Annotated in this window: 19 protein-coding genes and 1 tRNA gene; 7 read left to right on the forward strand and 13 right to left on the reverse strand. The window is 70.3% G+C overall.

The window, feature by feature from the left end; all coding sequences use genetic code 11:
• Positions 1-131: 131 nt before the first annotated feature.
• The 13 genes from INF26_RS07690 to INF26_RS07750 form a co-directional block, all read right to left on the reverse strand.
• The gene (locus INF26_RS07690) at positions 132-905 is read right to left on the reverse strand and encodes a TIGR03936 family radical SAM-associated protein (RefSeq protein WP_193530362.1); all 774 of its coding nucleotides are present in this window, start codon (positions 903-905) and stop codon (positions 132-134) included.
• Positions 902-2,779, reverse strand: a complete 1,878-nt coding sequence (locus tag INF26_RS07695) for a TIGR03960 family B12-binding radical SAM protein (RefSeq protein ID WP_193530363.1) — start codon at positions 2,777-2,779, stop codon at positions 902-904. Before INF26_RS07695 ends, INF26_RS07690 begins: the two co-directional genes overlap by 4 nt.
• Positions 2,776-3,714, reverse strand: a complete 939-nt coding sequence (locus tag INF26_RS07700) for a hypothetical protein (RefSeq protein ID WP_193530364.1) — start codon at positions 3,712-3,714, stop codon at positions 2,776-2,778. The genes INF26_RS07695 and INF26_RS07700 overlap by 4 nt, the downstream gene beginning before the upstream one ends.
• A gap of 22 nt (positions 3,715-3,736) precedes the next feature.
• Positions 3,737-4,930, reverse strand: a complete 1,194-nt coding sequence (locus tag INF26_RS07705) for an FtsW/RodA/SpoVE family cell cycle protein (RefSeq protein ID WP_193530365.1) — start codon at positions 4,928-4,930, stop codon at positions 3,737-3,739.
• An 11-nt stretch (positions 4,931-4,941) separates the two neighbouring features.
• Positions 4,942-6,984 (reverse strand): penicillin-binding protein 2, encoded by a 2,043-nt coding sequence (gene mrdA, locus INF26_RS07710; RefSeq protein WP_193530366.1) that lies wholly within the window; start codon positions 6,982-6,984, stop codon positions 4,942-4,944.
• Between the two features lie 7 nt (positions 6,985-6,991).
• On the reverse strand, positions 6,992-7,543 hold the full coding sequence (gene mreD, locus INF26_RS07715) for a rod shape-determining protein MreD (RefSeq protein ID WP_193530367.1): 552 nt from the start codon (positions 7,541-7,543) through the stop codon (positions 6,992-6,994).
• A 10-nt stretch (positions 7,544-7,553) separates the two neighbouring features.
• Positions 7,554-8,468 (reverse strand): rod shape-determining protein MreC, encoded by a 915-nt coding sequence (gene mreC, locus INF26_RS07720; protein ID WP_193530368.1) that lies wholly within the window; start codon positions 8,466-8,468, stop codon positions 7,554-7,556.
• 40 nt (positions 8,469-8,508) lie between these two features.
• Positions 8,509-9,552, reverse strand: coding sequence for a rod shape-determining protein (mreB, locus tag INF26_RS07725; RefSeq protein WP_193530369.1), 1,044 nt, complete (start codon positions 9,550-9,552; stop codon positions 8,509-8,511).
• A gap of 9 nt (positions 9,553-9,561) precedes the next feature.
• Positions 9,562-10,926, reverse strand: a complete 1,365-nt coding sequence (locus INF26_RS07730) for a tetratricopeptide repeat protein (protein WP_193530370.1) — start codon at positions 10,924-10,926, stop codon at positions 9,562-9,564.
• Positions 10,927-10,952: 26 nt separating this feature from the next.
• Positions 10,953-11,501 carry a peptidylprolyl isomerase gene (locus INF26_RS07735; RefSeq protein WP_193530371.1) on the reverse strand — a complete coding sequence of 183 codons (549 nt, stop codon included), beginning with the start codon at positions 11,499-11,501 and terminating at the stop codon, positions 10,953-10,955.
• A 115-nt stretch (positions 11,502-11,616) separates the two neighbouring features.
• Positions 11,617-12,609, reverse strand: coding sequence for a zinc ribbon domain-containing protein (locus INF26_RS07740; RefSeq protein ID WP_332307341.1), 993 nt, complete (start codon positions 12,607-12,609; stop codon positions 11,617-11,619).
• 6 nt (positions 12,610-12,615) lie between these two features.
• Positions 12,616-15,282, reverse strand: coding sequence for an aconitate hydratase AcnA (gene acnA, locus INF26_RS07745; RefSeq protein ID WP_193530373.1), 2,667 nt, complete (start codon positions 15,280-15,282; stop codon positions 12,616-12,618).
• Positions 15,269-17,674 (reverse strand): HAD-IC family P-type ATPase, encoded by a 2,406-nt coding sequence (locus INF26_RS07750; RefSeq protein ID WP_226371961.1) that lies wholly within the window; start codon positions 17,672-17,674, stop codon positions 15,269-15,271. The genes acnA and INF26_RS07750 overlap by 14 nt, the downstream gene beginning before the upstream one ends.
• A 145-nt stretch (positions 17,675-17,819) precedes the next feature.
• Here INF26_RS07750 and INF26_RS07755 point away from each other — a divergent pair.
• From INF26_RS07755 to aroC, 7 genes are all read left to right on the forward strand, one after another.
• Positions 17,820-17,896: transfer RNA gene (locus INF26_RS07755), tRNA-Arg, on the forward strand.
• A 125-nt stretch (positions 17,897-18,021) separates the two neighbouring features.
• The gene (aroF, locus tag INF26_RS07760) at positions 18,022-19,047 is read left to right on the forward strand and encodes a 3-deoxy-7-phosphoheptulonate synthase (RefSeq protein WP_193530374.1); all 1,026 of its coding nucleotides are present in this window, start codon (positions 18,022-18,024) and stop codon (positions 19,045-19,047) included.
• Positions 19,048-19,926 carry a prephenate dehydrogenase gene (locus INF26_RS07765; protein WP_332307344.1) on the forward strand — a complete coding sequence of 293 codons (879 nt, stop codon included), beginning with the start codon at positions 19,048-19,050 and terminating at the stop codon, positions 19,924-19,926.
• 2 nt (positions 19,927-19,928) lie between these two features.
• Positions 19,929-21,002, forward strand: a complete 1,074-nt coding sequence (gene aroB, locus INF26_RS07770; RefSeq protein WP_193530375.1) for a 3-dehydroquinate synthase — start codon at positions 19,929-19,931, stop codon at positions 21,000-21,002.
• Positions 21,003-22,046: 1,044 nt separating this feature from the next.
• Positions 22,047-22,328 carry a hypothetical protein gene (locus INF26_RS07775; protein ID WP_193530376.1) on the forward strand — a complete coding sequence of 94 codons (282 nt, stop codon included), beginning with the start codon at positions 22,047-22,049 and terminating at the stop codon, positions 22,326-22,328.
• Positions 22,329-22,549: 221 nt separating this feature from the next.
• A complete protein-coding gene (gene aroA / locus INF26_RS07780; protein ID WP_226371962.1) occupies positions 22,550-23,905 on the forward strand; it encodes a 3-phosphoshikimate 1-carboxyvinyltransferase in 1,356 nt (451 codons plus the stop codon).
• Positions 23,905-25,020 (forward strand): chorismate synthase, encoded by a 1,116-nt coding sequence (aroC, locus tag INF26_RS07785; RefSeq protein WP_193530377.1) that lies wholly within the window; start codon positions 23,905-23,907, stop codon positions 25,018-25,020. The genes aroA and aroC overlap by 1 nt, the downstream gene beginning before the upstream one ends.
• Positions 25,021-25,031 lie beyond the last annotated feature (11 nt).

Here is a 25,031-nt window from a genome sequence, read left to right on the forward strand (position 1 = left end):
GCTGGCTGAATGCAACAGTTGCTTATATTACTAGCCTGCCCCGGACCCGTCAACAAAAAGTTGCCGTGACCTGCGGATACCGTAAGGGAAAAGACGGCAGCGCAGCTCGCGCCGGCACAGTGCGACCTGAATCAGGATAATGGTGCGCGGGCCTCGGTGTCGAAGGGCCCGAAAGGTTCCACAATTCGCCCACTTTCCTCGTGGCCCTGGCGCAGGCGCCTGACGCGCGGCGCGTCCGAAGCCGGACGGCCCATCTCGGAGAACGCGGCGTCGAGAAGGACCTGGGGCCGCAGGGCCCCTCCCGCCCCGGAGCGCGTGTCGAGCGCGACCGTGAGGCCTTCGTCGCCCTCCCCCACCTGGAAGCCGAGGAGCGTCCTCGAGAGGTCGACGACCTTCTCCTTCTCCCCTCGCAGGTAGCGGACCTCGCCCCGGCGCCAGACGGACTCGATCGCGTCGGAGAGCTCGTCGGCCGGGCACGCGGGTCCGAGCTCGAGGGACCACTGGGCGCGGTCGAGCCACGCCTCCAGCGCGGGCAGCCGGCCGTCAACGTAGGCCGCACGATAGGGTGCGAGCGCAGGAGGCGTGGCCGCGCGCAGCGCAGCGAGCGCCTCGTCGGCGTCGACGCGCCGGGTCAGGCGCAGGTCGAAGAGCTCGCAGGCCGAGGAGGCCCCCACGGGCAGCGCGCTCGAGAACTGGATGCGCATGCGGCGGGCGAAGCCGTTGCCGATCGAGAACGGGAGCCCCGAGCGGCGCACGCAGCGCTCGACGGTGGAGATGAGGTCAAGGTGGCCCAGGTATGCGAGTCGTCGGTCCTTGGCGTAGGCCACCCGGAGACGGGCGAGCTCCGCCTTGGTGGGAAGGTCCTGGGGACGCTCGGAGACGGGCTGTCGCTGTGGTCTGCTCATGCGCGGACCCCCTGTATCACGTTGCGGACGCCGAGCGTCGGGCAGACGCCGCAGCCCGTGCAGCTCTCCCGCGTGCAGTCGGGCGTGGTGACCTCCTCGCGCGCACGGAGCCACTCACGCTGGAGGTATCCCTTGTCGACGCCGGGAGAGGTGTGCTCCCACGGCAGGCGCACGGACAGCGGGAACTCCTCGCAGGCGACCTCGGCGAGGTCGAGCCCACACGCGGCAGCCGCCTCCTGCCAGAGGTCGAAGCGGAACTCGCTCGTCCAGGCGTCAAAGCGGCACCCGCGCCTCCAGGCCTCACGCACCAGGTCAAAGCCCGCGCGCCCCATCTTGGAGAGAGCCCCCTCCACGAGCGAGACGTCGGCGTCATGGTACGAGACGCGGATGGCGCGGTCGCGCACCTCGTGGAGCAGCAGCTGCTGGCGGCGACGCACCTCGTCGGGATCGAGCTGGCCGGCCCACTGGAACGCCGTGAACGCCTTGGGCACGAGCACCGCGACGGAGATGGAGACCGAGACCCCGCTCTTGACGCCCCGGCCGACCACCTCCCGGCCGATCTCGAGCACGCGCTCCGCCATCCGCGCGATGCCCACGACGTCCTCGTCCGTCTCGGTGGGGAGGCCCATCATGAAGTAGAGCTTGCATCGCCGCCACCCGGCCTCGAACGCGTTTCTCGCCGCGCGCTCCAGGTCGTCCTCGGTGACGTTCTTGTTGATCACGTCACGCAGCCGCTGGCTGCCGGCCTCGGGCGCGAAGGTGAGCCCGCCGCGACGCGCCCCGGCCACGGCGGCCGCCATCTCGACGCCGAACGCGTCGAGGCGCTGCGAGGGGATGGAGACGCGGACGCCGCGCCCGGCGAGGCGCTCGTTCAGGCCGGAGAGGATCTCCGCGCACTGCGAGTGGTCGGTGGTGGAGAGCGAGGAGAGCGAGATCTCGTTGTGGCCGCTCGCCTCGAGCCCCTCGACGCCACCGGCGACGACCTGCTCGGCGGGGCGCTCGCGGACCGGGCGGTACGTCATGCCCGCCTGGCAGAAGCGGCACCCGCGGGCGCAGCCGCGCAGCACCTCGAGCGACAGGCGGTCCTGCACGATGCCGGCGTAGGGGACGATGCGCTGGGCGACGGCCGGCGTAGCGGCAAAGTCGTTCACGCAGCGCTTGAGCACGACCTCGGGGACGTCCTCCCCGGGACGCGGCACGGCGTAGCCCCAGCGCGTGGAGGTCTCGTCCACGCGCGTCTCGTAGAGCGAGGGGACGTAGGTCCCCGGCACGCGGGCGAGACGCCTCAGCAGCTCGGCGCGGCCGACGCCCTCCGAGCGCGCGTCGCGTATGCACGCGCAGACCTCGACGATCGACTCCTCGCCGTCGCCCAGCAGCACGGCGTCGAAGACGGCGGCGAGCGGCTCGCAGTTCCAGGCGGAGGGCCCGCCCGCGAGGATGATCGGGTCGTCCTCGTCGCGCTCGGCCGAGGTGAGGGCGATGCCGGCAAGGTCCAGCGTCTCGAGGACGTTGGTGGCGATCAGCTCGTGCGCGAGCGTGAAGCCGATCGCGTCGAACGACGCGAGCGGGGCCGAGCCCTCGAGCGAGAGCAGCGGCACCCCCCGCTCGCGCATGAGGGCGGAGAGGTCCTTCCAGGGAAGGTAGCACCGCTCGCAGCTCATTCCCTCCTGGGCGTTCACCTGGTTGTAGAGGATCGAGACGCCCAGGTTGGGCTGGCCGACCTCGTAGACGTCAGCGTAGACCATGCAGAGGTGGAAGGGCCCGTCCTGCTCCTCGCAGGCGCCCCACTCGTGGTCGATGTAGCGGGCCGGGTGCTCGACGTGCGCGAGCAGCGGCTCCAACAGGTGAAAGAGGTTCTCGCGCGGCGCCCTCATGCCCCCGTCACCCCGATGGTGACGTAGCCGGAGTCCTGGTCGGCCGACGTGTCGAGAAGGACCTGCTGACGCGGCTCCGCCGGCCCGGCGTCGACGTCGTCGCGTCGGGGCGTCACTCCGGTCTCGGACTCGAAGCGCAGCCTGAGGGCGGCGCCGGTCGCGAGGGTGCCGCCATAGGCGACGCCGACGCGCGCCAGGGTGCCGAGCCCGGGGAGCATGGAGACGAGCGTGCGGGCGACGGCGCGCCACGCGAGGCCGCCCCCGACGACCCCCGCGAGCTCCAGGGCACGGGCGGGCTCGAGCGCGCGACCGTGCGCCGCGGCGATGTCGAGGGCGAGCTTGGCCTGATTGGCCGTCATGAGCGGGAGGTCCGACCCGGGGACCAGGCGCACGAGGCCGACCACCGCGTTCTCCAGGGCGCAGCGCGAGACGAGCAGGTCGCACACCGCGCGGCGGCAGAACGGGAGGTTGGCGGCGAGGGCGAGGGGCTTGTCGGTGGCCGCGGCCAGCCAGGTCGCGAGCTTGTCGGCGAGCGCCCGCGCGCTCGAGGCGGCGACGACGCCCACGAGGGGGGCGGTTCGCTCGTCGAGCTCGAGGCGCGGGGCCTCGAGCGCGCCCTCGACGACGAGAGCGACGGGCACCCCCGCACCGACGTAGGAGCGCAGGGGACCGGTCGACGAGTCCGGCGCCGTCAGCGCGACGGCGGCGTCCACGGCGTCGGAGCCGGGTCGCGCGCCGTCGAGCGGGAGCACCCTGACCTCGACGTTCGCCCGCTCGGGCATGAGGAGGTCGCGCACGGCGCACACGAGGGGGCGCGGCGCGGCGGGGTCGACGAGCACGTGCAGGCACGCACGCTCGTCCCTGCCCCTGAGCGAGGCGCGCCCCGACGACACCACGTCCGCGACGCGCCCGACCGACCAAGATCTTCCGCCCATCGACTCTCCCCTCCCCAAGCGCCTAGGCGCTCTTCTGGCGATGCCGCCAGACAGACTGCACGATACCGACGGAGACGAGCTGGACCACCATCGACGACGAGCCGTAGCTCACGAACGGCAGCGGAATGCCCGTGATGGGCATGATGCTGAGGCACATGCCCACGTTCTCCAGGACCTGGAACGTCCACATGGCCACGCATCCCACGAGCACGAGGCGCGAGAAGAAGCCCTCGGTCCGCATGGCGAGAAGGACCGTGGAGAGGATCATCCAGGCGTAGAGGCCGAGCAGGACGAGGGAGCCCACGAAGCCGAACTGCTCGGCGAAGAGCGAGAAGACGAAGTCGGTCTGCGCTTCGGGCACGAAGCCGGTCAGGGCCTGGGTGGCGTTGCCGAAGCCCTTTCCGAAGAGACCGCCCGACCCGACCGCGATCATGGCCTGTTGTAGGTTGTAGCCGTCACCGGTTGGGTCGACGCTCGGGTCCACGAAGACGATGAGGCGCTTGAGCTGGTACTCCTTGAGGATGTGCGGGAGACCGTCGATCATCGACGTGATGACGACGAGCGCCGCCACCCCCACGATGAGCGCGATCGTGGCGAGCACCCAGGTGCGGGGGGCGCCGCTCACGATGATGACGACGGCGCCGATGAAGAAGATGACGAGGCCGGTTCCCAGGTCGAGGGACATGATGAGCAGCAGGGGGACGAGCAGCGTGCCGCAGAGCTTGGCGTAGTCCCTGAAGGTCTCGATCTTTCCGTTGTACTGCGCGCAGGCTGACGCCATGAGGAAGATGACGACGATCTTCGAGGGCTCGGAGGGCTGGAACCGCAGCGGGCCGAGCTTCACCCAGCCCATCATGCCGTTCACCTCGACGCCGAGGCCCGGCACCCGCGGGAGCACCATGAGGACGCAGGCGAGCACGAAGAGGGCCGTCGTCATGTTGGAGAGGGCGCGAACGTCGTAGCGCCAGACGGCGATCGCCACGACGATTCCGAGCGCGACGCCCACAAGATGGCTCCTGAAGCTCGCCTCGGGAATCGAGAGCGAGGCGGAGTAGATCGTCAGGATGCCGATGAGGACGACGAGCAGCGCGGGTATGAGCTGCATCAGGTAGAGCTTCTCGAGCGGACCACGACCGCCGCCGACGCGTCCCCGTCGCGCGTGCGCCGAGCCCTTGGGCACGGAGGCGGCGCCCCCTATCATGCTGAGGTCAGGCATGCAACTCCTCCCTAGTCCCCGACCGACGACTCTTCCGAGGACGTGTCCGGCTCACCGTAGATCGCCCCGAGGGCGTCGCGGCAGACGTACATCGCCGACGAGGAGCCCCAGCTGCCGCCGTCGACGTTGGAGAATACGACGTACTTGGGGTCGTCTGCCGGAGCGTAGCACCCGAACCAGCAGGCGTTGCGGTTCGTGGCGGCCTGCTCGGCCGTTCCGGTCTTTCCGGCGACGGGAACGCTCAGGTTGGTCCAGTGCGAGGCCTGCGACGCGGCCTCCTCGTAGATGACGCCGGACATGCCGCTCTCGACGAGCTCGCGGTAGGCGGGGTCCTCCTCGATGTCGAGGATCTTCTCGGGCTTGTACTCGGAGACGAACCCGTCGCCCATCTTGGAGCGAATGCCGCGAAGGACGTGCGGGCGGTACGCCGGGCCTCGGTTGGCGATGCTGCAGTAGGTGAGCGCCATCTGCAGGCAGGTCGAGAGGATGTCGCCCTGGCCGATGGCGATGTTGCAGTTGTCGCCGCCCTTCCAGGCGCTGTCCTCGGCGGAGTAGCCCAGGTCGGTGTAGTAGCTCTCCTTCCAGGCGGCGTCAGGCACCCTGCCGGCCTCCTCGCCCCCGATGTCGATGCCCGTCACGGAGCCCATTCCGTACTCGCGGAAGGTCTGCTGCATGCCCTCGGGGTTGTCGCTGTAGAAGAACCCCTTGCCGATCTCGTAGAAGACGACGTCGCAGGAGTAGACGATGCCCTCGCGCAGGTTCATGCCGCCGTGGCCGGTCTCGAGGTGGCACTTCATGATCGTGTCGTCCGTCGACTTGCCCGACCAGGACCACCAGCCGTTGCAGACCCAGGAGGACTCCGGGGTGGCGATGCCGTTGTCGAGCGCCGCGAAGGAGGTGAGCGGCTTGATGACGGAGCCCGAGGCGTACTGTCCCGATATGGCGCGGTTCATGAGCGGCTGGTTCGCCTTCTCGTCGGAGAGGGCGCTCCAGTCGGACTGCGAGATGCCGCCGACGAACACGTTGGGCGAGAAGGTCGGGTAGCTCGCCATGGCGAGGACCTCGCCATTGGTGCAGTCCAGCACGACGGCGCTCCCGCCGACGCAGTCGTTGCCCTGGTCGCGCTGGCTCTTGACGACCGAGGCGAGCGACTTCTCCACGGCGTCCTGGAGGGGGACGTCGATGGTGAGCTCGACGTCCGAGCCGCTCTCGGGCTCGATGGAGGTGGAGTACCCCAGCACGTCGCCCGCCGCGTCGACGAAGACGACCTGCTCGCCGCGCTCGCCCGCCAGGGCACGCTCGTAGGCCCGCTCGACGCCGGCCTGGCCGACCACGTCGCCCGAGCGGTAGGTGACGGAGCCGTCCTCTGCCCCCTCGCCCTCCTTGAGCTGGTCCTCGGTTACGGTGCCGACGTATCCGATGACGTGTGCGGCGAGCGAGCCGTAGGGATAGGAGCGCTGGGTCCGCTGCTGGATGGACACCCCGGGGAAGACGTCGGGGTGCTCCCCCACGAAGGCGACCACCCGCCGCGAGACGTCCACCGACACGGTGCGCGGACTCTGGTAGCCCTCGGTGGTGTCCTGCAGCTTGCGTCGGACGGCCTGGGCCGGCATGCCCACGAGGTTGGCGATGAGCTGGACCTCGACGGCATCGTCCACCACGCCGCCCTCCGCAACGAGCGTCAGACTCGAGCGGTTGGTGACGAGCTCGATCCCGTTGCGGTCGAGGATGCGGCCGCGGGGAGCCTGCGTGTAGATCGTGCTGCGACGGTTGCTCTCCGCCTGCTCCGCATACTCCTCGGAGGAGACGAGCTGCATGGACCACAGACGACCCACGAGCACGGTGAAGGCCGCTCCGACGGCCACCGCGAGCCCCACGAGCCTCGAGGAGGCGGTCTTCTCGGTGGACGAGTCGGAGCCGCCTGACGCGCGCGGCGCGGCACCCCCGATGTCGAAGGTGAAGTTCGCCTCGCCCCTGCCGAAGACGAGAAAGACGACGATGAGGACGACGGCAAGGGCGACACAGAGAAGGACTATGAGGAGGGTGACGTCCATGCAGTCGCTACAGTCCCTTCCCCGAGAGGTGGGAGCCCCGGCGCGAGAGCCCGAGACCCGAGCTGGCGGCCCGCACGCGCGAGAGGTAATAGGCGAACGGCACAAAGGCCACGACCGTGAGAAGCGTCGTCGGGAGTGCCCTCAGGAACACGGCATCGACGAAGGAGGACGTCGCGCCGGTGAGGAGCATGGCGAGATGGTACACGAGCGAGACCGCCGCGGCGGCGACCGAGAAGCGCGCCATCGCGGAGCCGAGGTCCCCGGCGCCCCGACCGACGCCCTCGAGGCCGAGTACGAACGCGGTGACCGTGAGGCAGAAGGCCATGAGGCCGATGGGGCCGGTCGTGCAGAGGTCGAAGACGAGGCCGGACAGGAACCCGGCGAGCACGGGATGCCGAGAGCTCGAGAAGAGGGCGACGCTTCCGACGAGGACGAGCCCGAAGTTCGCGCGTCCGTTCCCGAGTCCGATGTTGGGGGCGAGCGCAAGCTGGAGCACGAGGCAGACGACGGCGAGCACGGCCGTCGTGCGGACCTCACGGTTTCTGTCTACGACCTGCATGCTGCCTCCCCTACTCGTCCGAACCCGTGTCGTCGTCCTCTGAGGAGCGGGCGCCCTCCTGGGCGTCCGCCTCGGCGATGTCCTCGGCCGTGGCGCGCTGGTCGTCTGTCAGCGAGGTTATGACGAGGACCTCCTCGGTCGCCCATGGGTCGGCGTACAGGTCGACCACGATGTCCAGATAGAGACCGGAGGGGTCACCGGAGACGCTGGCGACCTCGCCGATGGGAAGCCCCTTCGGGAACACCCCTCCGAGGCCGCTCGTCACGATCACCGAGCCGACCTCGACATCCTGGCTCGTGCTCACGAGCTCGAGCGTGACCTCGCCCGAGGCCGACCCGTTGAGCATCCCCTGCGCGCGCGTCGACTGCACCATTGCGGAGATGGAGGAGGACTCGTCGGTGAGCAGCCTCACCGTCGAGGTGGTGGCGCTGCACGAGACGACCTGGCCGACGACGCCGCTCGAGCTCGTGACGGGCATGCCCGGGGTGATCCCGGCTGCCGATCCCTTGTCGAGCGTGACGGTCGCGCTCCACGAGTCGGTCGAGCCCGATATGACATGGGCGGCCGTGGAGCGGAGGTCGTTGCTGTCCTGGAGGTCGAGCAGGCCCTGGAGACGCTCGGCCGAGGAGGCGCGCTCCTCGAGCTCGGCGTTCTGCGCCTGGAGCTCGCTGACCTGGGCCTCGAGCTCGGTGAGCGTGGCCTGGTCCGCGGTCAGGTTCGCGAAGATGTTGCCCAGGCCGCGCAGGGGTGACGAGACCGCGGCACCGAGGTAGGTGACGGGCATCGTCACGGTCTGGAACACGCCGCGGATGGCCGCGAGCGGCCCGGAGCCGCCGGACTGGCAGCTCCACGTGAAGAGCGCGACGGAGACGACGAGACATGCGACGAGCTCGCGAAGACCTGCTGACTGCTTGGGAGACCCCAAGGTCGGTGCCGCTCCCCGACCCCTCGAAGCAAGCGGCACGCTACTGCCCCGTGCTCTGGACGAAGCCGCCGGAGAGCGCGTTGGCCTCGAGGACCTTGGCACAGCCGTTCACGACGTTCTCGAGGGCGGTGGGGCTCACGTTCACGGGAACGCCCGTCTCCTCGCGAAGACGCTGGTCCAGGCCGCGAAGCAGACCGCCGCCGCCCGTGAGCAGAATGCCGTAGTACATGAGGTCGGAGGCAAGGTCCGGCGGGGTGACGTCGAGCGCGTCCTTGACGGCCTTGGTGACCTCGTCGAGGGGGCGGTCGAGGGCGCGGCGGATCTCCTCGCTCTCGATGCGCACGGTCTTGGGCAGGCCGCTCATGACGTCGCGACCGTTGACCTCCACGTCGAGCTCCTCGGCGAGCGGCGCCGCGGAGCCGACCTTGATCTTGATGTCCTCGGCCGTGCGCTCTCCGATCGAGAGGTTGTACGCGTCGCGGACGTGCTGGAGGATCGTCTGGTCGAACTCGTCGCCGGCCGTCCGGATGGACTGCGAGACGACGATGCCGCCCATGGAGATGACGGCGACCTCCGTCGTGCCGCCGCCGATGTCGACCACCATGGAGCCGGTCGGGTCCTCGATGGGCAGGTCGGCGCCGATGGCGGCGGCCATGGGCTCCTCGATGAGGTAGGCCTGGCGGGCGCCTGCCTGGATGGTCGCCTCGAAGACGGCGCGCTTCTCGACCGAGGTCACGCCGGAGGGGACGCACACGACGACGCGCGGACGGGGCGACCAGGGATAGCGTCGCTCCCTCGCCTTCTCGATGAAGTAGCGGAGCATGACCTCCGTCACGTCGAAGTCGGCGATGACGCCGTCCTTCAGCGGGCGCTCGGCGATGATCGAGCCCGGGGTGCGGCCGATCATGCGCTTGGCGTCGGCGCCGACGGCGAGCACGCGGCTCTCGCTCTTGTCGATGGCGACGACCGAGGGCTCGTTGATCACGATGCCCTCGCCGCGCACGGCGACGAGCGTGTTGGCGGTGCCAAGGTCGATGGCCAGGTCGCCGCCGTACTCGCCGAAGAGTGTGTCAATGATGGACATGGGCGCTTCCTACTCGCTCGCGGTGTCGGAGCCGTCGTCGGTGCTCGTCGTCTCGGCGTCGGTCTCGGTGTTAGACCCGGCGGAGGGGGACGAATCCTCGGAGAGGTAGGCGGTGGAGACGGAGCTCACCTTCCAGCCGATGCCGTCACGGGCCATCTCGATGACGTAGTCCTGCTGGCCGCCCGAGGAGAGGGTGGCCGTGAGGTACACGGTGGACTCGGTCATGGAGCGGTCGATCCCCGTGACGTCGACCTCGGCTCCGGAGGGGATGAGGTCGGCCCACTCCTGGATCTGCGTGGTGGAGGTGCCGGGGACGACGTAGGAGGAGAGGTCGCTGCCCTGCGTCTTGGCGTCGAAGAGCTGCTCGGCCACGGCCTGCTGCGTGGGCCAGCCGAAGCCCTGGGTGAAGGCGAAGACGCCCGCGCCCGTGAGGAGCAGCACCAGGATCAGGATCGTCACGAAGACCTTGAGGCCGGTGTGACGGTGCTTGCGGCGCACCTTGCGGTCGAGCTTGTCCTGCTGGACGAGGTCCTCCTCGGTGACCGAGAAGAAGCCGGTGTCCTCGGGAGAGGGGATGAGCTCGCCGGAGGCGCCCGTCGGGTCGAGGGGGTCGTAGGGGCTGGCGTAGCCCGCCGCGGCGAGCATGGCGTCGGTCTCGGAGGGACGGCGGGCGCCGATGGAGGAGACCGCCTTGCGCGCGGCGTCGTAGGAGGCCTGCGCCTCGGGAGAGAGGACGAAGGTGCCGTCGGCCGTCGCGTGGGCGAAGGCGTCGACTGCCTCGTTCATGCGGTTCGCCGCGACGTAGGCGAGTGCGAGGTCGCACCAGATCTTGTTCTGGTCCTCGAGCGGGGTGGTGAAGTCCAGGGCCGTGCGGAAGGCCTCGACGGCGTCGACGGAGCGACCGAGGCGCATGAAGCACCCGCCCAGGCTCGTGAGAGCGCCAGCGGGTGCGGGGTTGGACTCGTCGATGGCGGCGCTGCGGTAGGCGATGCCGGCGTTGCGGACGTCGCCGAGCTGCTCGTAGGCGCCTCCCAGGGCGAGGTACGCCTTGTAGGGGGTCGGGTAGGAGGCGTCGGCGACGGCCTCGGTGAGGGCGGCGACGGCCTCCTGCGTGCGCCCGGCGGCGAGCAGGGCGCGGCCGCGGTTGCAGCTGAGGGCACCGCGCTTGCCGTAGGCGGCGTCGGAGAGGGCGCTCTCGTACGCGGCTGCGGCGGCGTCGAAGTCGCCGAGCTTCATGTACGCGTTGCCGCGAAGGTGATCGGTCTCGCCGGAGAGCTCGCCGGGCTGCTTGGCCCCGTCGAGAAGCGTGACGGCACGGAGCCAGTCGCCCTCCTGGTAGGCGCGCTTGCCGGATTCGAATGCCTGCTGGTTCACGTTAGTCCTCCTGGTTGGGCGGGCGCCTAGGCGCCGGCGTGCTCGATGCGAATCGCGTTGATGACGTCGCCGGCGCGAAGCTCGCCGATCACGTCCTCTCCCTCGATGGTGCGACCGAAGACGGTGTAGCCGCTGTCAAGGCCGTGCTGGGGGCCGAGGCAGAAGTAGAACTGGGAGCCGGCCGAGTCGGGGTCGGCGGAGCGCGCCATGGCGAGCGCGCGATCCTCGTGGGAGTTGTTGGGGTTCGTGGTGAACTCCTGGCGGATGCGGTAGCCGGGCCCGCCGGTGCCGGGACGGCCGGTGGGGCCGACCTCGCCGCGCGCGACCTGCTCGGGCGTCATGTCGCGCGTGTTGGGGCAGCCGCCCTGGATCACGAAGCCGGGCACGTAACGGTGAAACTTCAGCTCGTCGTAGAAGCCGGAGCTCGCCAGCTCGCAGAAGTTGGCGACGTGCACGGGCGCGCCCGCGCCGTCGAGCGCCACGCGGATGACGCCCTTGGAGGTGTCGAACACGGCGACCTCGTCACCCGTGACGACGTAGCTCGGCGTATAGAGCGGGTCCTGGATGAATCCCATCTTGCCTCCCTGATCGGAGCGCATTGCTCGAATCTTCAACTCCGTAATTCTATCAGTATGCAAGAGGTTTCACATATTCGGCAGACGCCGGGTCGTGCGACGGGCAACGGCGCGCCTATTCCTCGGCGCGCTCCGGAGCCCAAGAGCCGTAGTTCTGCGCGAAGAGGCGGTCGTAGTCGCGCGCGCCGTTGAGCGTGGACGCCACGGAGTCGGCCACGTCCGCGGGGTCGTCGGCGTCGGCGGCAATTTCCCAGGCGCTCGTGAGCGCGTCGCAGCGGTTCCTCAGCCAGTTGCCGAGCGTCTGGAGGTTCTCGAGGTCATCGGCATAGGCCCCGTCGGAGTCGTCGAGAAGCCCGATCTCGGAGATCAGGTTTGACACCCTGAGGGAGACGGCGCGGGCGTCCTCGAGGCCCGCCTCGACGTCCGCGTCGCCGTCACCCGAGCAGGCGGCCCTGAGCGCGGACTCGCTCTCCCCCACCGCCTCCTCGAGCTCGCCGAGCTCGGCATGGGCGGCGTCGATGGCATCGAAGGCGTCCGCGGTCGTGGCACCGTCGCCCTGGGAGGTCTTGTCCTGGCCGGTCAGCGACTCGACCAGGCCCGGAAAGCCGGACATCGAGGTGTCGGCGGGCTCGGAGGCGCGCGTGATCGAGGCGGTGGGGTCCCACGGGTGGGTGATCAGCAGCGCCGCGCCGCCGACGACGAGCACGGCGAACAGCGCGGCGAACGCGAAGGCGCGCGGCCGCGGCATGTGGTCGCGCGCCGATCCGGGCGAGGACTCGCCGTCGGCGGGCGGGATGGCGCTCTCGATGCGCGGGGCCGCGGGCGTGCCGGAAAGCTCCTCCGAGCTGCCGATGACGCCGGTACTGCCGATGTCGGGCAGGTTCATGTCCTTGCGGACGCGGCGACGCGGGCCACACTCGGCGGGACGCCCGCACTTCGGGCACCGCTCGGTTCCGGGGGCCAGAAGGGCGCCGCAGTCAGGGCACCAGGTAGCCTCGCTCAGGCTCAACCTCTGGGTGACGTCGAGGGAGGCGTGACAGTACGGACACGTGAGCGCACCCTCCCTCACGCTCCTCCCGCAGTGTGGGCAGACGAACGGCACGGGCACCCCTCCCTACGACAGGGAGTCGAGGACGAAGGGCAGGATCCCGCCGCGAGAGAGGAAGCGTCCCTCCATGGGCGTGTCGACGCGGACGACGCACTCGAAGCGCAGCTCGGTGCCGTCGGGACGCGTGGCACGCACGCCCACCGTGCGCGGCTCGGGCAGACCGGCGGAGAGGTCGACGGGGTCGACGTCGAAGACCTCCGTGCCGAGAAGGCCAATCTTCTCGGCGCTCTGACCCTCCTGGAACTGGAGCGGGAGCACGCCCATCTGGACGAGGTTGGAGCGGTGAATGCGCTCGAAGCTCTCGGCGATGACGGCGCGGACGCCGAGGAGCAGCGGGCCCTTGCCGGCCCAGTCGCGGCTCGACCCGGAGCCGTAGAGCTTGCCGGCGACCACCACGAGCGGCACGCCGGCGGCGCCGTAGGCCTCGGCGGCGTCGAAGATGGGCTGGATCTGCCCGGAGAGCAGGTTCTTGGTCCATCCGCCGACCCGTCCCTCGGCGAGCGCGTTCCTGAGCTTCACGTTGGCGAAGGTGCCGCGCGCCATGACCTCATGGTTGCCGCGACGGGCGCCGTAGGTGTTGTAGTCCTCGCGCGCGACGCCGCGCTCCGCAAGGTAGCGGGCCGCCGGCGAGTCGGCGGCGATGGAGCCGGCCGGCGAGATGTGGTCGGTGGTCACGAAGTCGCCGAGCAGGGCGAGCGCGCGGGCGCCGCTCACCTCGACGACGTCCTGGGGCCGCGCGATGTCGAAGTAGGGCGCGCGACGGACGTAGGTTGAGTCCGGGTCCCAGGGGAAGGTCGCCGACTCGGAGGACTCGATCGTGCGCCAGGCGGCGCCGCCCTCGAAGAGGCCGCGCGTGCCCTCCTCGAAGACGGTGGCGTCCAGGTGCACCGCAAGCGCGGAGGCGACCTCGGCGTCGGTGGGCAGCAGGTCGGCGAGCATGACGGGCGTCCCGTCCGCACCGACGCCCACGGGCTCACGCGTGAGGTCCACGTCCATGGTCCCCACGAGCGAGTAGGCCACGACGAGCGCCGGGGCGCAGAGGTAGTTCTGGGAGACGTCGGGCGAGATGCGACCCTCGAAGTTGCGGTTGCCGGAGAGCACGCTCGTGAGCTCGAGCTCGCGCGCGTGGGGCTTGAGGGCCGCCTTGATCTCGCCGGAGTTGCCGATGCAGCTCATGCAGCCGAACCCGCAGGTGTGGAAGCCGAGGCTCCGCAGCGGGCCCATGAGCCCGCAGCGCTCGAGGAGGAGCTCCGTCGCGCGGCTGCCGGGGGCCAGGACCTTCTTCACCCACGGCTTGGGCGCGAGGCCCCGCTCGACGGCGCGCCGCGCGAGCAGGCCGGCGGCGACCATCATCGCGGGGTCGGTCGCCGTGGTGCAGCTCGTGATCGCGGCGATGGCGATGGCGCCGTGGCCGAGCGAGCCCATACCGTCGACCTCGACCCTCTCGGAGAGGTCACGGCCGCTCTCGCGTGCGGCGGACTCGAAGCGCCCCTTGAGCCCCGAGACGCCGACCCGGTCGTGGGGCCGGGAGGGGCCCGCGAGCGAGGGCTCGACCGCGCCGAGGTCGAGCTCGAGCGTGCGCGCGTAGACGCGCTCGGGGCCGGCGCCGTAGACGCCCTGGGCCTCGAGATAGGCGCGGGCGAACGCGACGTCCGCCTCGCGACGCCCGGTGAGGACGAGGTAGTCGCAGGTGACGTCGTCGACCGGGAAGAGGGTGGCGGTGGCGCCGTACTCGGGAGTCATATTGGCGACGCAGGCGCGCTGCGTGGCGGTGAGCGAGGCGACGCCCGGCCCCGTGACCTCCACGATGGACCCGACGACCCCAGCGGAGCGCAGGAGCTCCGCGACGTTCAGCGCCACGTCCATGCCCGAGGCGCCCGCCCCAAGCGACCCCGAGAGCCGAAGCTCGACGACGGGGGGCACGAGCATGGAGACGGGCTGGCCGAGCGCGGCGGCCTCGGCCTCGATGCCGCCGACGCCCCAGCCGAGGACGCCGAGGCCGTTGGCGGTGGTCGTGTGGGAGTCGGTGCCGACGAGCGTGTCGAAGCAGGCCATGGTGCCCCCGCCCTCGTGGAGGGCGTCGGTCGTCACGACGCTGGAGAACCGCTCGATGTTCAGCTGGTGGCAGATGCCCTCGCCGGGGGGCACGATCTCGACGTTGTCGAACGAGCGGCTCGCCCACTTGAGGAAGGCGAAACGCTCGCGGTTGCGACGGGCCTCGATCTCCTGGTTCTTCTCGACCGCGCAGGCGCACTCGGACTCGTCGGCGATGACGGAGTGGTCGACGACGAGGGTGCAGGGGATGCGCGGGTTCACGCGCATCGGGTCGCCCCCGCGCTCGACCATGGCGTCGCGCATCGCGGCGAAGTCCACGAACACGGGGACGCCGGTGAAGTCCTGGAAGAGCACGCGCGCGGGCATGAACTCGATCTCGTCGCCGGGGCGTCCGTCGAGCCCGGCCCGCACGACCGCCGAGGCCATGCGCACGGCGTCGTCGTCGGTGGCGGCGCGGCGCACCACGTTCTCGAGAAGCACGACGAGCGCACGCGGGAGCCGCTCCGCCCCGGGAATCGAGGAGACGACGTGGGCGAGGCGCCTCGTGCCCCCGGCCTCGACCTCGACGGGACGGCGCGCGGCGAGAACCGCAGACCTGAGCTCGCTATCTGTCACCATGCTTTCCCTCCACCCTTCTCACCAGCGAGAGGAAGCGCTCGTCGGAGGCGAAGCCCGACAGCGAGCGCGTGTACATCCAGTTGAAGAACGCCACCGCCACGGCTCCGGCCGCGACGACCACGACACCCATGCTACCCGTAAAGCCGACGATCTCGAAGAACGGGGCGCCCACCGTACACCCAAGCGCAACAATGGCACCCACGAGGACGAGCAGCGCCGCGCGCAGCGGCGTGAGGGGCAGCGAGATGCGCCAGATGAGCGCAATGCCCACGCAGGCGACGAGCAGCGTGCAGACCGAGGAGATCTCCCCGAAGGAGTGGCCCAACGCGCGCCCCACCACAAGCTCGGCGAGCAGGGCGCACACGATGGCGACCGACGCAGGGAGCGAGCGGGCGAGCACGTTGGCGAGGAAGTTGCCGCTCACGCGGTCGCGGTTGGGCTCGAGCGCGAGCACAAACGACGGTATGCCGATGATGGCCGTGGAGAGCAGCGACATCTGGATCGGGATGAACGGGTACGGCGGCATGACGATGCACACGAGCGCGAGCACGGCCGTGAAGACGGTCTTGACGAGGAACAGCGACGCCGAGCGCTGGAGGTTGTTGATAGAGCGACGGCCCTCTGCCACGACCTCGGGCATGTGGGAGAAGTCGTTGTCCGCGAGGACGATCTCGGACACGTTGCGCGCCGCCGCCGACCCGGACGCCATGGCGACCGAGCAGTCCGCCTCGCGCAGCGCGAGCACGTCATTCACGCCGTCACCGGTCATGGCGACCGTACGGCCGCGCCGGTGCAGCGCCTGGACGAGCTCTCGCTTCTGCTGGGGCGTCACGCGACCGAAGACGCGCGCCTCGTCGACGGCGGCGTCCAGGGCCTCCTGCGTGGTCAGGGTGGTGGCGTCCACGAAGCGGTCGGCCTCCGGCACGCCCGCGCGGGCGGCGATGGCCGAGACGGTACGGGGGTCGTCACCGGATATGACGCGCAGCTCGACGCCCTGCTCGAGGAAGTAGGCCATGGTCTGGCCGGCGGTGGGGCGGATCTCGTCGCGAATCGCCACGCACCCGAGCAGGCGAACCTCCCCCACGATGGCGTCGTCGTCCGAGAAGGACGGGCACTCCCCCACCACGAGCACACGCTCGGTGGCGTCGAACGCCGTGGCCAGGGCATCGGCCTCGCCGACGCGCTCGGGGCCGAGGACGAAGGCGGCGGCACCCATGACGAGCGCGCGGCCGTCAATCGTCACGCAGCCGGAGTACTTCCGGGCGGACGAGAAGGGCACGGCGCGCGTCGCGGGCGTGGCGGCCACGCCCTTCTCGGCGGCATGCCGCAGGATGGCGCGGGCGGTCTCGTTGGCGTCCTCCTCGTTGGCGGAGACGATGGCCGCGAGGGCGGCGGCCACCTCGCCCTCGTCCGACCCGGCAGCGGCGATGATGCTCGCGACCTCCATCTCGCCGGTGGTGATGGTGCCGGTCTTGTCGAGGCAGAGCGTGTCGACGCGCGCGAGCGTCTCGACGCAGTAGGCCTGCTGCACGAGGACCATGCGCCGGCCCAGCCGGAAGGTCGCGATGGCGAGGACCGAGGAGGTGAGCAGCACGAGTCCCTGGGGGATCATGCCGATCACGGCCGCGACCGAGGTGAGGATCGCGTCGTTCAGGCTTCCGCCGTCCATGAGCCAGGAGCGCAGGAAGAGCCCCAGTCCCAGGGGAACGAGGACCACGGTGCCCAGCCGGATGATCGCCCGCAGCGTGTCCTGGATCTCGGAGCGGACGACCTTGACGTACTTGGCCTCGGCGTTGATGCGGGCGGCGTAGCCCTCGGCGCCGACGCGCGTGACGCGCGCGACGAGGCTGCCGGCGTCCACGAAGCTCCCCGAGAGCAGCTCGTCGCCGGGACCCTTGGAGACGGGCTTTGCCTCGCCCGTGAGCAGGCTCTCGTTCATGGAGACGAAGCCCTCGACGATGACGGCGTCAGCCGGGACCTGGTCGCCGTGGGCCAGCCGCATGAGGTCGTCCGCCACCAGCTCCGAGGGGGCGATCTGAAGCTCTCCGGCGGCGCGCAGGACGGTGACCTCCTTCTGCGTGAGGATGGTCAGCTTGTCCACCATGCGCTTGGCGCGGATCTCCTGCGTGACGCCGATGAGCAGGTTGGCCCCGACGACGCACATGAAGAGCATGTTGCGGTACTGGCCCGTGAGCAGCACGAGCACGGCGAGCGCGAGGTTCACGCCGTTGAAGAGCGTGAAGGCGTGCTCGGCCACGATCTGGCGAACGGGCTTGGTCTTGACGTCGGTGTTGGCGTTGGTACGCCCGGCTGCGACGCGCTCCGCGACCTCCTCGTCGGTGAGGCCGACGAGCGCGGCGCTCCTCTCGTCAGGGCACTTCTCGTCAGGCATCATCTCATCCCTCCCGATAGACACGGGCTTCATTGTGCCACGGGCCGACCTGCCCCACCCGAAGCTTACGAAAAAGAGAGAATGGCTCCATGCCGCCCGGCCCGCCCCACGCGCCCGCGGCGATTCGGCTATACTCTTCCCGCACGCGCCCATAGCTCAGTGGATTAGAGCGTCTGCCTCCGGAGCAGAAGGTCGTGGGTTCGAATCCCCCTGGGCGCACCACCGTCTTCGCAGCCGCCGGGCCCCTCGCCCGGCGGCTTTCTTTTCATGAGGGCTCGTAACCTGTCGGCCACATGCGCGTGGTACCATCACCCGGCAGCAGGGCGACCCAGGACCGGGAGGCAACCATGATCGCAGTCGTCAGGGACACCGCCACCGCCGAGCAGCTCGACCACCTGGTCAGCTGGATCGAGGACCGCGGGTTCAGGACCAACGTCTCCCAGGGAGACAACGAGACCATCATCGGGATCATCGGCGACACCACGCGCATCGACCCGTTCATTCTCGAGAGCATGGACATCGTCGAGCGCGTGCAGCGCGTCTCGGAGCCCTACAAGCTCGCCAACCGCAAGTTCCACCCCGAGGACACCGTCGTCGACTGCGGCCACGGCGTGCTCGTGGGCGGCGGCAACTTCCAGGTCATCGCCGGGCCGTGCTCCGTGGAGGGCGACAACCTCATCGAGATCGCGCGGGCCGTGAAGGCCGCCGGCGCCACGATGCTGCGCGGCGGTGCCTTCAAGCCGCGCACGAGCCCCTACACCTCCCAGGGCATGGGCGCACGCGGCCTCGACCTCCTCATGGAGGCGGGCGCCGAGCTGGACATGCCGGTGGTGAGCGAGGTCATGGACCCGCGCGACGTGCAGCTCTTCCTCGACAAGGGCGTCGACGTCCTGCAGATCGGCGCGCGCAACGCCCAGAACTTCACGCTCCTGCGCGAGGTCGGCAAGACCAACGTGCCCGTCCTTCTTAAGCGCGGCATGTCGGAGACCATAGACGAGCTGCTCATGGGCGCCGAGTACGTGATGAGCGAGGGCAATGCCAACGTCATGCTCTGCGAGCGCGGCATCCGCACCTTCGAGACGCGGACCCGCAACACGTTCGACGTCAACGCCATTCCGGTGCTCCACCACCTGACGCACCTGCCCGTCGTGGGCGACCCGAGCCACGCCACGGGCTACACGCGCTACGTCCGCCCGGGCGCCTACGCGGCCGTCGCCGCCGGCGCCGACGCCCTCGAGATAGAGGTCCACGACTGCCCGAGCCGCGCATGGTCGGACGGCTCCCAGGCGCTCACGCCCGCGCAGTTCGCGGACGCCATGCGGCGCATCGCGCTCATCCGCGAGGCCGTCGTCGCACCCGTCGAGGAGGCCTAGGTGTCTGAAGAGAGGAACCCGTCGCCGACGTTCGTCCCCGGCCGCTGCGGTGTGGTGAGCCTCGGTCTCATGGGCGGCTCCTTCGCCAAGGCGTTCGCCGCCGCCGGCGTAGAGGTCTTCGCCTGGAACCGCACGCGCTCCACGCTCGAGCTCGCCATGATCGAGACCGTGACGGGCGAGCTCGACGAGACGACGATCCCCACCTGCGAGCTCATCGTGCTCGCCGGCTACCCCGCCTCCACGATCGAGTGGCTGGAGCGCTACGCCGCGCTCGTCTCGCCCGGCGCCATCGTCATCGACACGGTGGGCGTCAAGCGCGTCATCTGCGAGCGCTGCGAGGCGCTGTGCGAGCCGTACCCGTTCACGTTCGTCGGGTGCCACCCGATGGCGGGGACGCAGTACTCCGGCTTCGCCCGCGCCCGGGCCAACATGTTCAAGGGCGCGCCCATGGTGGTCGTCCCGCCCGAGATGGACGACCTCGAGCGCGCGACGGTGCTCGAGCGCCTGAAGGGGCTGCTCGAGCCCTGCCAGTTCGGCAGCTTCACGCTGGCCACCGCAGAGGAGCACGACCGCAACATCGCCTTCACCTCGCAGCTCGCCCACGTGGTGTCCAACGCCTACGTCAAGAGCCCGACGGCACGAGACCACCGGGGCTTCTCCGCGGGAAGCTACAAGGACCTCACCCGCGTGGCGCGCCTGAACGCCCCCATGTGGACCGAGCTCTTCCTGGACAACGCCGACTTCCTCGGCGAGGAGCTCGACACCGTCATAGAGAGCCTGTCGGCATACCGCGACGCGCTCGCCGCGCGCGACGCGGAGCGGCTCGAGGCGCTTCTCGCCGAGGGCGACCGAATCAAGCGCGAGATCGAGGGCAGGTAGCCATGAGGAGGATACGAGTCGACGCGAGCTCGAGGGCCTATGACGTCGTGGTGGGTGCGGGCCTGCTCGCCCGGCTCGGGGACCTCCTGCGAGACGTTGTCGGGACGGCGCGCTGCTGCGTCGTGACCGAGACCAACGTGGGCCCGCTCTACGCCGAGGCCGTCGAGGTGTCCCTCGCCGCCGCGGGACTCGAGGTCGCGCCCCGCATCACCTTCCCCGCCGGCGAGGCGAGCAAGACGCTCGCCACGCTCGCCACCATCCTCGGGGGCCTCGCGGAACGCGAGCTCACGAGAGACGACGTCGTGATCGCGGTCGGCGGCGGCGTGACGGGCGACATGGCCGGGCTTGCCGCGGCCCTCTACCTGCGAGGGATTGCCGTCGTGCAGGTTCCCACGTCCCTGCTGGCGATGGTCGACTCCTCCGTCGGCGGGAAGACGGCAGTGGACCTGCCGGCCGGAAAGAACCTCGTGGGCGCGTTCTGGCAGCCGAGCCTCGTCGTGGCGGACGTCGAGACGCTCACCACGGTCCCCAACGAGCTCTTCCGGGACTCCTGCGGCGAAGTCGTCAAGCATGCGGTGCTCGCCGACGCGCAGATGCTCGAGGAGCTCGCGCAACGGCCGCTCACATCCTTCCGCGACGCCAGGCGCCTCGAGGACGTGGTGGCCCGCAACGTCGCCATCAAGCGCAACGTGGTGAGCGCGGACGAGCGCGAGCGCGGGCTTCGCCAGACCCTCAACCTCGGGCACACCATCGGCCACGCCATAGAGGCGGCAAGCGACTTCTCGCTCGGTCACGGCTCGTGCGTCGCGGCCGGGCTCTGCATGATGGCGCGCGCGGCGGCCGCGCGCGGCTGGTGCGCGCACGAGACGAGCGAGCGCGTCGAGCGCTGCGTCGCCGCACATGGCCTCCCCACGGGCTCCGACCTCCCCGCAGACGTGCTCATGAGCTTCGTGGCACATGACAAGAAGCGGCACGGCGACGGCGTCAACGTCGTCGTCCCGCGCGAGGTCGGCAGCTGCGAGGTGCGGCGCGTGAGCCTGTCCGAGCTCCGCGAGCTCGTCGAGCTCGGCCGCTAGCGCGGCCGCGTTTCTCGCCTGCCGCCGCTCCTACGGTATGCGCAATCGCTTGCGGTATGCGCAACTCGTCAATCGCCCGCACTTCTCGCCACGCGCACTAGCTGCGGATACTTGGAAGGCCGAATTGCGCATACCACAGCGACTTGCGCATACCGCGTGGATCGCTCACAAATTGTCCCCCTTTGTTCACTGCCGCACGGCACCTCCCCAGTCGGCGAGAAGGGCGCGACGCTCGCGGCCAATAGATTGCCGCCCACGAACTCGTCGGGCTGACCCCAGCCTGGCGACACGCCTCTTGAGCTGACCAGATGCGGGCAGGATAGTTTGGTGACAGTTAGCGTCAGATTGCTGAAAGCGGCGCCGAGTATAGTGGCGCCCATGATCGCCGTAGATGACATATCCGCACTCGCCCGCTGGTCGGAGCCCGGCCTATCCCAGAGGCTCTCCGCCCCTAAACCACCTCCCCCTGACTGGTCGACAAGCCTTGATGACGTCAAGGACGAGTCCGTCCTCAGGGCGGCGGGCCTGGTAGCAGACGTCCAGGCCCCGCTTCACGTCATCGTTGACGACCCCTCGCGTCGAATTCGACGCCGCGGCGTGATCTCGCACGTGTGGTCCGCGAGTCTTCCCGACGGAGCGCTGTTCCAGCTGACTCCCCGGGTGCTCATCGCATCCCCCGCCTTCTGCCTCCAGGGAATAGCCACAAGATACGGGGAGGTCAGAGGCGCGCTGGCGGCAATGGAGATCTGTGGTGGCTATGGTCGCTGCGCATCGGCGCCGGGCGGCTTCTACAAGCGAAGCCCCCTTGCCACGCCCGAGCAGCTGACCGAGCATTTCCGGACAAACCACAGCTATGGCGTTCGCCACGCCCGCGCGGCCGTTGCCCATGCGATCGCCGGCTCACGATCCCCAATGGAGACCGTGGTGGTCCTGCTTTTCACGCTCCCAGTCGAGCTGGGCGGATGCGGCCTGCCCGCGCCCCGGCTAAATGTGCGGGTGGAAATCTCGCCCGAACTCCGCGCGGCAATAGGGAAGCCATACGTAGTGGTCGACCTGTGCTGGGATGAGCAGCGCATCATCCTTGAGTATGACAGCTACCTATGGCACTCCAGCGCCCTTGCCGTCGACTCTGACAGCACCCGCAACGAGGGGCTGCGCGACCAAGGCTGGATGGTGCGCTCCGTCACGGCGGGCATGCTCGGCAACGACGCCATGCGCCGCCATCTGGTCTCCCGGGTCATGAGGCGCTTCGGGCGCGCCCTCCCGAGCGACGAGCGCTTCGACCGCCTCCAGCACGACCTGGTTCAGACGCTGCTGAGCAACTAGGCAGCACATTCCGCGCACTATGCGCAATCGCTTGCGGTATGCGCAACTCGTCAATCGCCCGCACTTCTCACCACGCGCACTAGCTGCGGATACTTGGAAGGCCGAATTGCGCATACCACAGCGATTTGCGCATACCATCCAAATCGCGCAGAAAGCGCCGGAGGAGCGGCCGCGTTTCTCGCCTGTGTCGGCGCGCGCGCCGTTGTCGACAACGCGCTAGCATGGACGCGCACACACCCGAGAGGAACGGCGGCAGCTTGAACATCACCGTACAACCCGGAGCGCTCACCGGCGAGGTCCGCGCCCCCGCCTCCAAGTCGGAGGCCCATCGCGCGTTGATCTGCGCCGCGTTCGCGCCGGGGACGACCGACCTCGCCTGCTCTACGACCTCGGCGGACATCGATGCCACGGTTCGCTGCCTCGAGGCACTCGGGGCGCGCGTGACCCGGACGAGGGTCGGCTTCCGCGTGCGCCCCGTACCCGGCAGCTCCGCCACGGACAACGTCCCCTCGCCGCACGCAAACGCGACGCTCGACTGCGGGGAGTCCGGGTCGACGCTTCGCTTCATGCTGCCCGTGGCCTGCGCGCTCGGGACCGGCGCCTCCCTCGTCGGCCGCGGCAGGCTCCCCGAGCGACCGCTCTCCCCGCTCTACGAGGAGCTCGTCGCCCACGGCGCGGAGCTCTCCCCTCAGGGCCAGATGCCGCTCGAGGTCGCCGGAAGGCTGCGCCCCGGGCGCTACGAGCTGCCCGGCAACGTCTCCTCTCAGTACGTGAGCGGGCTGCTCCTCGCCGCGCCGCTGCTGCGCGCGCCGGTCGAGGTCGTCGTCACGGAGCCGGTCGAGTCGCGCCCCTACATCGACCTCACCGCATACGTGCTGGAGCGCTTCGGCGTCGAGGTCACCTGCGAGCGTCGCATGCCCGACTCCGGCCGCGGGGCGCTCGCATGGGACGTCTGCGCCCCGAACGGCCTGACGTCGCCCGGGTCGCTCGAGGTCGGGGGCGACTGGTCGAACGCCGCGTTCTGGTTCGCGGCAGGGGCGCTCGGCGCCTCGGGCGTGGCCGTCCGCGGGCTCGACCCCCGCAGCGCCCAGGGCGACCGGCGCATCCTCGCCGCGCTCTCCCTGCTCGGCGCGCACGTTCTGCGCTCGCCCGAGGGGGCAGCCGTACGACCGGGGCGCCTCAGGGGCGCCACCCTTGACGTGAGCGACTGCCCCGACCTCGTGCCGCCGCTCGCCGCGGTCGCCGCCTGCGCCGAGGGCACCACCCGGATATGCGGCGCCGCGCGCCTTCGCCTCAAGGAGTCCGACCGACTCGAGACCGTCACGGCCGCGCTGCGCGCGCTCGGCGGAAGCGCGGCCGTCACCGATGACGGCCTCGTGATCGATGGTCGGACGCAGCTCTCCGGAGGAACCGTGGACGCCGCCAACGACCATCGCATCGCGATGATGGCGGCGGTGCTCGCCGCGCGCTGCGCCTCACCCGTGACCATCCTCGGCGCCGAGTGCGCCGACAAGTCCTACCCGCGCTTCTACGAGGACCTCACCTCGCTCGGGGGCGCCTGGCAGAAGGAGGCCTGATGCCCTCTACGCTCGGAACCGCGCTCCGCGTGAGCGTGTTCGGCCAGTCCCACTCTCCCGCCGTCGGCTGCGTCGTCGAGGGCCTGCCCGCCGGCCTGTGCGTCGACCAGGACGCGCTCGCGGCCTTCGTGGCGCGCCGGGCGCCGGGCTCAGACCCCTGGGGCACCCCGCGCAGGGAGCCGGACGTGCCTCGCATCGTCTCCGGCCTGAACTCGCGCGGGGAGACCTGCGGGGCGCCCCTGGCCGCCGTGATCGAGAACACCAACACGCGCTCGCACGACTACGACAACCTGCTCGACGTGCCGCGTCCCGGCCACGCTGACTTCACCGCCTGGGCGAAGTGGCACGGCGCGCAGGACGTGCCGGGCGGCGGGCACTTCTCGGGACGTCTCACCGGCCCGCTCTGCGTGGCGGGCGGCATCGCGCTGCAGTGGCTCGCCACGCGCGGCGTGACCGTGCGCGCGCACGTCGCCGAGCTCGCCGGCATCGAGGACACGCCCTTCTCGGCGCTCGACAACTCCCTCGCGGCGAACGCCGAGCTCGCACGGCAGATGGACGCCCTCGCCGACGGCCGTCGCGTGCCGACCGTGGACCCGCGGGCGGGCGAGCTCATGGTTGACGCCGTCATGGCGACGCGCGCCGAGAAGGACACGCTGGGCGGCATCGTGGAGTGCGTCGCCACCGGGCTGCCGGCCGGCACGGGCTCGCCGATGTTCGACGGCATGGAGAACGTCCTCGCGCGCGACCTCTTCGGGATCCCCTCGGTCAAGGGCGTGGAGTTCGGTCGGGGCTTTGCCGCCGCGCGTCTGCGCGGGACGCAGAACAACGACGCCTACGAGGTGCGCGACGGCGCCTGCGTGCCGCGGACCAACAACGCGGGCGGCATCCTCGGCGGCATCACCACCGGCGCGCCGCTGCTCGTGCGCTGCGCCTTCAAGCCCATCTCTAGTGTCATGGTCGAGCAGGACTCCGTGGACCTCGGCACGATGGAGCCGGCGAGGCTCGAGGTCCGCGGCCGCCACGACACCACGGCCGTGATCCGCGCGGTGCCCGTCGTCGAGGCCGTCTGCGCGCTCGGCATTGCGGACGCGCTGCTCGCCTGGCCGGCGGAGTAGCCTACCGGGGC

It is taken from the genome of Thermophilibacter gallinarum, from assembly GCF_014982725.1.
GTDB classification, from domain to species: domain Bacteria; phylum Actinomycetota; class Coriobacteriia; order Coriobacteriales; family Atopobiaceae; genus Thermophilibacter; species Thermophilibacter gallinarum.